The organism is Phytoactinopolyspora endophytica (assembly GCF_004138495.1).
In the GTDB taxonomy this organism is placed as follows: domain Bacteria; phylum Actinomycetota; class Actinomycetes; order Jiangellales; family Jiangellaceae; genus Phytoactinopolyspora; species Phytoactinopolyspora endophytica.
On record NZ_ML142849.1, the window covers coordinates 433,681 to 440,275 of the forward strand.

The following is a 6,595-nucleotide window of genomic DNA, read 5'->3' on the forward strand; positions in this document are numbered from 1 at the left end:
CAGAGATGCGGCCACGGATGGACTGTGTTCTTCGACGACGACTCGGACGACACGTTCGATTCGGGCGATTCCGGCAACGGTGACGCAACCAACCCCGGCTCCACCTCCGACGGGTCCCCTTCTCGCGAAACCGTCACACGCCGTCGTCGAGTTTTGCTCGACTGGACCGTCGTGCCGCTGACTGGCCTTCTCCGGGCGGTCGCCACCACCGTGTTCATTCCGCTCATGCTCGGCGCTGTGGCCGCGATCCTGCTGCCTGCGCTACCCGTCACAGTGGTACTCACCAGGCTCGGCCGATACCGGGAGTACGCGGCCGACCGTACCGCTGCCATGCTGACCGCCCGGCCGGCGGCGCTCGCCGCAGCGCTGAGCACGTTGAGTGCTCACGTCCCTGCCTTCCCGAAGAAGGAACTGCGCGATCTCAACACCCTGTCCTCGATGTCGATCATCCAACTCCCCGACGAGAAGTCCGGCAAACAGACTTCCGACGTCGTCGACCGCGTTCTCGGATGGCATCCGCCGGTGCAGAATCGAATAGACCGACTCGCCGACCTCTCCCGTGACCTCGCCAGATGAGCCGCGACGACGGCACCACACGGTCGGTCACAAGAGCAGCTGGACCGTCAATGGAGAGGCTGCTATGGCGATCAGGATTCCCATCGAGACTTGCGACGCGGCGAACCGCACGTCCAGCCTCTCCATCTCGGCGAAGGTGATCGCGCTGTAGGCGATCGGGGCGATGCTCGCGAACATCGCGACGCGCGCGTCGATCCCGTCCAGGCCGGCGAGCCGGATGAAGATCGCCCCGAACACCGCTCCCAGCCCGAACCGCAACGCCAACGAGAGCAACAGCAGCCTGGGGCGCCGCACACGCAGCTCGAACTTCAGACCGAGCGCCATGAGCAGCGTGGTGCCGACGATCCGCGCGGCGACCTCGAACGAGTCCATGATCACCACCGGCGGAGTCACCCCGGCGAGCTTGACCACGACAGCGGCAACGAGTCCCCAGAGCGGCCCGGACTGGACAAGCTTCCGTAGCACGAAACCCGGATCCGCGCGCTCATGGCCGATCCCGACCAGAGCGGCGTAGACCACCGAGAACGCCGTGACGCCCACGAACGTGTCGATGATCACCAGACGGGCGACGCCTTCGGGTCCGGCCGTCCGCTCGACGAACGGCAGCAAGAAGCCCGTGTTCATGACCGCCGCACCGGCGAGGAACGGGCCGAACGTCCGCCTGTCGATATGCCTGAGCAGGGAGCGTCGGAGCAGCAACACCACCAGAAGCGACGCTCCGATGACAACCGGCGCCACCAGGCACAACCGCAGGAACGACGCGTCCACGTCCACCCGAAGGATCGACAGGAAGATCAGTGGCGGATAGCCCAGGTAGAACACCACGCGCAACAGTGCGCCGCCGTCGTCGGAGCGGAGCAGCCCGGCCCGCTTTGCCGCGTAGCTCGCGACGAAGACGATGATCAGAGGCAGGGTGTCGGTCAGCCGGCACGCTCCGGGTGGGAGCCCTCGCCCTCCCCGTCCAGCCAGGCGCGGACGCTCTCGTTGTGCTCACCGAGCAGTGGTGGCGCAACATGGGTGCGCGGCTGGGCGTCGTCGAAGCGCAGCGGCGGCCCCGGCAGCTGCATCCGGCCCAGCACAGGATGCTCGACGTCGACCAGCAGCCCCTGCAAGCGCGTCTGCTCCCACTCGTAGACCTCGTCGATGCCGCGGACCTTGCCGCTGGCGATCCCCGCCTTCTCCAGCAGGCCCAGCCAGTGGTCGCGGGTTCCGGCGCTGAACGCCCGCTCGATCTCGTCGACCAGTTCCACCCGGCGGCTCACCCGGTCCGCGTTGGTCGCGAAGCGCGCGTCGTCCGGATCGAGTCCGACGATTCCGGCAAACGAGCGCCACTGTGTCTCACTCCCAACGGCCACCTGCAACGCGCCGTCGGCAGCCCGGAACAACCCGTACGGCGCGATCGACGCGTGGTGGTTCCCGGTCGCCGCCGGTATCTCACCGGCCACGGTCCATTTCGTGCCTTGGAAGGCATGCACACCGACGACGGAAGCCAGCAGCGACGTCCGCACGACTCGGCCCCGCCCCGTCCGTTCCCGCTCCAGCAAGGCGGCGAGTACCCCGTTTGCGCCATACATGCCGGCCAGCAGGTCGGCGATCGGCACGCCCACCTTGGTCGGCGACCCCGGCTCGCCGGTGATGCTCATCAGCCCGGCCTCGCCCTGAGCGATCTGGTCGTAGCCGGCACGCCCACCCTCCGGCCCGTCATGTCCGAACCCCGTGACGGACAGGATGACCAGGCCCGGGTTGAGCTCATGCAGCCGTTCGACGGTGAATCCGAGACGGTCCAGAACGCCGGTGCGGAAGTTCTCCACCAGCACGTCCGCCTGGCGCACTAGCCGGGTGAGGAACTCCCGTCCCTCCTCGCTCTTCAGATCGGCGGTCACCGACTCCTTGTTCCGGTTGCAGGACAGGTAGTACGTGGACACCTGGTGGTCGTCGGGCCCGACGAACGGCGGCCCCCAGCCTCGCGACTCGTCGCCTCGTTCCGGCGCCTCCACCTTGATCACCCGCGCGCCCAGGTCGCCCAGCATCATGCCTGCGTGCGGCCCCGCCAAGGCGCGGGACAGGTCGACGACGACGTATCCGGCCAGTGGACCGACCTGCCCGGGCATCTCCTCAGTGCCGTTCACCGATCACCTCCGCGTGACGGTCGGGTGCCAGTTGTCCGTCGCAGCGTACGGCTACCGGTAGGCCCATGTTGACGGCACACTATGCCGAAACCTGAATTCGCGGTCGCACGACCGGCTGTGAGAACTTTCACGCCACATCACGAACCTTCACGATTCCGGTGGCCGTCGCCATGCGAGCGACCTAACGTACAGGCCGTGATCGACGCCTACGACGGCCGGTTCTCCCGGCGCCGCGCTTTCGGGCTTCTCACCGCCGCAGCCGCCACGCTCGGCGGATGTGGCGCCTATCCGAGCACAGCCTCCCCATCAACCACATCCGCACAACGCCCTGCCGCCCAGGACACCGACGGAGACGATCCACGGATCGGCCCCGACGAGGCGTGGCACATGCTTGAGGCGGGGAATGCCCGGTTCATCGACGGCACGCCGCAGCATCCGCACTCGGACAGCAGCTGGCGCAATTCCCTCATCGACGAACAGCATCCGATCGCTTCGATCCTCAGCTGTGCCGACTCACGGGTTCCGCCGGAACTCGTGTTCGATCAGGGATTCGGCGACCTGTTCACTATCCGCTCCGCTGGCGAGGTGCTCGACGAGGCGGTCCTCGGCAGCCTGGAGTACGGCGTGGAACATCTCGACACACCGCTGGTGGTCGTTCTCGGTCACTCGGGATGCGGCGCGGTACAGGCCACGATCGACGCCGTCCGCGGTGACGCCCAGCCCCGTGGCCATGTCGCCGCCTTGGTCCAGGCGGTCGAACCGGCGGTGCTCACGGTCTCGGACGACCTGGGCGAGGACGAGTTCCTCGCCGCCAGCGTCAACGAGCAGGCGCGCCGGGTGGCGGAGGCCCTGCCCGCACGCTCGTCATCGATCCGCCGCGCGGTGGAACAGGACCGGATCCAGATCGTTGTCGCCGTGTACGACCTGGCCACCGGCCGAGTCGAGCGGAAGTTGTAACCGCACCCGCCCCGGAAGCCGACGTTCTCGTTGCTCCCGCGACCACCATGTCGTTCGTTCCGCCGGCGCAGGCAGCGCGGCGGCGAAAGGGCGGTCACCAGGTCAGAGCCAATCGACGTCGGCGGCGGAGTGTCCCCCGGACAGCTGCGCGTAGCCCGGACCGCGGTCGAAGAAAGGCTCGTCGGCGGTGCGCCGTTCGCCCCGCGACGCGCGCAGCTCGTCGCTGGCCGCTTCGTCGAGCGTCGGCTCGTCGGCGGTCCCGTGAACGACGACGCCGTAGTCGGCGCGGGCACCCTCGAACGAGACCTTGCGCCAGCGGATGTCCCGCATCACCTCGTCGTACGGACGCTCGAGTGGATCGCCCCATCCCCCGCCCCCGGTGGTGCGGATCCGGATCACCTCTCCGGCCCGGATCGGCTCGTCGTCGGCGAGCGCGTCGACGTCCCGCTCCCCTGGGCCTCCAGGGTCGACCGTCACCTGGAACGGGCGGCCGGCTTTGCCGCCGCGGACGCCCCAGCAGGACAGGATCGCGCGGTCGGCGATCGACATGAACGACGCGTCGCGCAGCATCCGGATGTGCTTCTCGTAGCCGAGCCCGCCGCGGTAGCGCCCCGGTCCCCCGGAGTCGAGAGCGAGGCCGAGCCGCTCGACGAGGAACGGGAACCGCGACTCGCTGAACTCGCTCGGCAGGTTCCGCGAGTCCGGTACCACGTGGATGGTGTCCTCCCCGTCCGCGTAGTACCGCCCGCCGGACCCGCCGCCGAGCACCTCGCGCATCAGGTACGGGTGGCCGTCGGCGTCGGCGCCGTAGACGCCCGTGTACCGGATGGTCTCCTGGTCGGCCGGCATCCTGCCGTCGACGGCCTTGGCCACCGCGCCCGCCAGCACGCCGAGCATCCGCAGGATGACGAACGTGCGCGCGTTGGTCGGCGCCGGGAACTCCGGGGTCAGCAGGGTGCCTTTGGCAGGGAACCGCATCTCGATCAGCGGCACGACCCCCTCGTTCACGTCGAGCTCGGCCATCCGCTCCGGGTTATCGGCGAGGTTGCGCAGGATCGGAGCCAGCCACTTCTTCAGGAACACCCCGTCGGCGTAGTCCCCGGCATGGTTGATCGGCCCCTTGGCTTGCGGACCGGTCCCCGCGAAGTCGATGATCAGCTTCGGGCCCGCGCCCACGCCGCCGGCTTCGTCGCCGTCCGTCTTGGTGAGCGTGATGCGTTGAGTATGCAGGCGCGGCTCGTCGACGCCGTCGTGCTCGGCGTAGTCCTCCCAGACGTACGTTCCCGCGGGGATCTTCGACAACACCTCCCGCCGGTAGGTCTGCGTCGTCTGCTCAAGAATCGCGTCGAAACATGCCTCGACGGCTCCAGCTCCGTACCGGTCGAAGAGCTCCGCCAGCCTCCGGGCGCCCATCAGGCAGGCCGCGCATTCGGCGTCGAGGTCCGCGGCGAGCGACTCTGGCATCCGGGAGTTGCGGGTCATGATCTTCAGCGCCGCCTCGTTCGGCACCCCCTGATCCCACAGCTTGATCGGAGGAACCATCAGGCCCTCCTCGAACACGCTCGTCGCGCGCGACGGCATCGATCCCGGAACTGTGCCGCCGATATCGTCGTGGTGGCCGAAGGCCTGCATGAACGCCACCACGGTCTCGGACCCGTCGGCAGCGCTTCTATGGAACACCGGCGCCGTCACGCACAGGTCCGGCAGGTGACCGATGCCGCCCTCGGAGAGATAGACGTCGTTGTGGAAGAAGACGTCGCCCGGCCTCATCGTCTCGGGAGGATAGTCCCGGGCCACCGGGTGGACGAGGGCCGAATAGGAGCGGCCGGTCAGTTTGCGCAGATGCCGGTCGTGGATCCCGGCACGGTAGTCATGCGCGTCGCGGATCATCGGTGACCGAGACGTCCGTCCGATAGCGGTCTCGACCTCCTTCTCCACCGACGCCAGGTACCCTTCGACGATCTCCACCAGGATGGGGTCGGCATCCAGGCCATCGGTCAGGCGCATCGAGCCGTTCATGTCGTCTTCCCCCCTTCCAGCTCCACCCCTGTGCTTGGTGCGCTGAGTGCTCGTAACCGAGCGCGGAATGTCCTATTTGTGGAAGGACTCACCGCACCATGCGCCCTGCGACGACTCATGATGCGGCCTCACGCTTGATGAGCAGGTTGCCGAGCCGGTCGACCTCCGCGCGGAATCCCGGATCGATCGGGACCGTCGAGCCGAACTCCTCGATCACGGCCGGTCCGGTCACGACGTCTCCAGCTCCGAACGTCTCCCGTGCGTACACGGGCGTGTCCGTCCAGCCGTCGACGTAGACGGGCCTGTGGCCGAAGGGACGAGCACCCGTCCCCGGCGGCAGCTCGACGATCTCCGGCCGCCGGATCGGGCCCACACCGGTGACCCGCAGGTTCACCCACTCCACCTCCTGGTTCGGGTCGTCGCGGAAGTCATAGCCGTACAGCCTGCGGTGCTCGGCGTGGAAGCGGTCGGCGACGGCGTCGACGAGTTCCGTGCTGACGCGGCCGTCGGGCACGTCCACCCGCACCTCGTAGGCCTGACCGAAGTAGCGCAGGTCGGCTGTGCGCAGGAAACACCGGTTGTCCCGGGCGAATCCCTCGCGCGCCAGGGCGGCATCGGCCTCGGCCAGCAGGTCATCGAAGATCTTCGTGACGACGGCCGGCTCCAGCACCCGATGCCGCGTGACGGCGGTACGCACGTAGTCGTTGCGGACGTCGACGGTGAGCAGCCCGTAGGCGGACAGGTTGCCCGGGTTCATCGGCACGAGCACGCCGTCGAGACCCAGGATGTCGGCCAGCCGGCACGCGAGCAACGGCCCCGACCCGCCGAACGTCACCAGGGTGAAGTCCCGCACGTCCAGGCCACGGTTCACGGTGACCTGGCGAAGGGCGTTGGCCTGGTTCCACGCCGACACC

Annotated in this window: 6 protein-coding genes; 2 read left to right on the top strand and 4 right to left on the bottom strand. The window is 68.4% G+C overall.

Features of this window, described 5'->3' with window-relative positions; genetic code table 11:
- Window positions 1-576, top strand: a 576-nt coding sequence (locus ELR45_RS34390; protein WP_205855694.1) for a M48 family metalloprotease, incomplete at its 5' end; no start/stop codon positions are given.
- A gap of 27 nt (window positions 577-603) precedes the next feature.
- On the opposite strand, the gene ELR45_RS01965 is transcribed toward ELR45_RS34390, so the two are convergent.
- Window positions 604-1,545 carry an AEC family transporter gene (locus ELR45_RS01965; protein WP_129662991.1) on the bottom strand — a complete coding sequence of 314 codons (942 nt, stop codon included), beginning with the start codon at window positions 1,543-1,545 and terminating at the stop codon, window positions 604-606.
- Window positions 1,497-2,687, bottom strand: a complete 1,191-nt coding sequence (locus tag ELR45_RS01970; protein ID WP_129663418.1) for a CaiB/BaiF CoA transferase family protein — start codon at window positions 2,685-2,687, stop codon at window positions 1,497-1,499. The genes ELR45_RS01965 and ELR45_RS01970 overlap by 49 nt, the downstream gene beginning before the upstream one ends.
- 213 nt (window positions 2,688-2,900) lie before the next feature.
- On the opposite strand from ELR45_RS01970, the gene ELR45_RS01975 reads away from it, so the two are divergent.
- Window positions 2,901-3,662, top strand: coding sequence for a carbonic anhydrase (locus tag ELR45_RS01975; protein ID WP_165367392.1), 762 nt, complete (start codon window positions 2,901-2,903; stop codon window positions 3,660-3,662).
- Between the two features lie 102 nt (window positions 3,663-3,764).
- Here the strand turns inward: ELR45_RS01975 and ELR45_RS01980 are convergent, their stop codons facing one another.
- Window positions 3,765-5,681: a hydantoinase B/oxoprolinase family protein gene (locus ELR45_RS01980; protein ID WP_129662995.1), complete on the bottom strand. Its 1,917-nt coding sequence runs from the start codon at window positions 5,679-5,681 to the stop codon at window positions 3,765-3,767.
- Window positions 5,682-5,796: 115 nt separating this feature from the next.
- On the bottom strand, window positions 5,797-6,595 hold a 799-nt coding region (locus ELR45_RS36490), incomplete at its 5' end, for a hydantoinase/oxoprolinase family protein (protein ID WP_240759062.1).

Coding starts and splice junctions, on each gene's coding strand:
- ELR45_RS01970 (WP_129663418.1), bottom strand. CDS start 2,687: ATGCCCGGGCAGGTCGGTCCACTGGCCGGATACGTCGTCGTCGACCTG.
- ELR45_RS01980 (WP_129662995.1), bottom strand. CDS start 5,681: ATGAACGGCTCGATGCGCCTGACCGATGGCCTGGATGCCGACCCCATC.